This window comes from Ruegeria sp. YTSC003, from assembly GCF_059609785.1.
The window spans coordinates 1-1,623 of the sequence record NZ_JBXWMK010000037.1 but is presented as its reverse complement, the minus strand read 5'-3'; the positions used below and the strand labels follow the sequence as shown (position 1 = coordinate 1,623).

Annotated in this window: 2 protein-coding genes; one reads left to right on the top strand and one right to left on the bottom strand. The window is 52.4% G+C overall.

Annotated features, from left to right (window positions below):
* Positions 1-208: 208 nt before the first annotated feature.
* Positions 209-619, bottom strand: coding sequence for a GFA family protein (locus AC2FFH_RS23140; protein WP_496771013.1), 411 nt, complete (start codon positions 617-619; stop codon positions 209-211).
* 183 nt (positions 620-802) lie between these two features.
* Here AC2FFH_RS23140 and AC2FFH_RS23135 point away from each other — a divergent pair.
* A partial coding sequence (locus tag AC2FFH_RS23135) for a LysR family transcriptional regulator (protein WP_496845416.1) occupies positions 803-1,623 on the top strand: 821 nt, incomplete at its 3' end.

Here is a 1,623-nt window from a genome sequence, read left to right as displayed (position 1 = left end):
TGTTTCCAGATATTCTCGAGTGTCGGCGTCCCACGAGCTGGGGTCCTCTCCATGAGCGACCACCGCGTGGAGTTCCATGAGCTTCCAGACTTCGTCCTTGGTCGCAGCAACTACTTTACCTGGGCAGGCCTCCATGCCTTCGCAATCCTTGCAGGCATATGAGTATGCAGTGTTCATCGCTTTCACCTCCGTGCGCTCGGAAAGTTGGTTAGAACTCAAGAAACGTCGGCAGCCCGTCGTCGAGTTTTATCCATGGCTGCTGATGCGAAACGAAGACATGGGCTTTTGGCTGAGTAATCGATGGGTCGTCCAACGTCACAGCAGAAAACCACGCGTCAGCGCTCCAGTCTTGGCCCTCAACTTCATTTAGGGCGGCATAGGTCAACGTCGTTCCACAGTCCCGACAAAATCCGCGGCGAATACCCGGAGTTTTCTCAATGTGTTGGATTTCGCCTTTGATAACGGCGAAGTCTTCGGCGGCTACCTTAGCCCAAGTTACAAAGGCACCGCCAAGGGCCATTTGGCATGAACGACAATGGCAATGTCCCGACCAGACAGGTGGTGTCGCGATCTGGTATCGAACCGCACCACAGTAGCATCCACCTTGAATTTTTTCCATCGTATCAAGATCTCCCGGCATGCGGCTAGGCTGACATCCGTGATGAAGCCTATACCTACTTTTCTTGGAGCTTATAAACAGATTTCGATATGAATATTGTCAAGAAAACCGATATCATGCGACTCAAATAGTCTAACAAAACATTAGAAAATCTACAGTATGGATTGGTTGCACCTTCCCCCGATGAACGCTTTGCGCGCCTTCTCAGCGGTTGCGGAAGCAGGGAGTTACACCGTCGCGGCTGAACACTTGAACGTAACCCAAGCGGCTGTCAGCCAGCAGGTGAAATCGTTGGAAAGGCATTTGGGTGTAGCTCTCGTTGCCAGACGTGGGCGCAGCATTGAATTGACAGATCCAGGCATCATTCTTGCACGTGAACTGGGTATCGGCTTTGAAATTATTGGAAGGGGTGTCGAACGACTGGCAGAACACACAGCGCAGCGCCCCGTTCAAGTGACAATGTCACCAGCATTCGCGGTGGAGTGGCTATTGCCGAGAATGGCAGAGTTTCAACGTGAACATCCAGAGATCACTTTGATGCTGAACCCAACTTCGGAACTGGTTCAGATAAGACCAGGCGGCATCGATGTCGCCATTCGGTATCACGACAGACGCATGCCGAGAAAAGAGGAGGATACTGTTCTTGTCTCCGACATGGTCGTGATCGGAGCACCTTCACTTGTGGAAGGCCAAGATCTGCGTGACCCGGCCACTCTGACAAAGCTGCCTTGGTTGCAGGAACTAGGCACCAACGAGGCGGCCGACTGGTTCACCTATCATGGGGTCGTACCTCTCGAGCCATTGACGATCAATCACATGCCGGGGAACCTGATCATGACTGCGGTTCGCCGGGGTGACGGTATCACGTATTCTGCCAGAGCTTTTTTCGAGGACGATCTGTCATCTGGCCGGATGATTGAATTGTTCTCTGAGCCTCTCTTCGGCGTCTACTACATCCAGACTCAAGCAGAATTTCAGCGCCCAGAGGCTAAGGTGTTCGTCAA

What these genes read in the sequence shown, in the direction of transcription:
- AC2FFH_RS23140 (WP_496771013.1), bottom strand. Translation starts at nt 619, where the DNA reads ATGGAAAAAATTCAAGGTGGATGCTACTGTGGTGCGGTTCGATACCAG.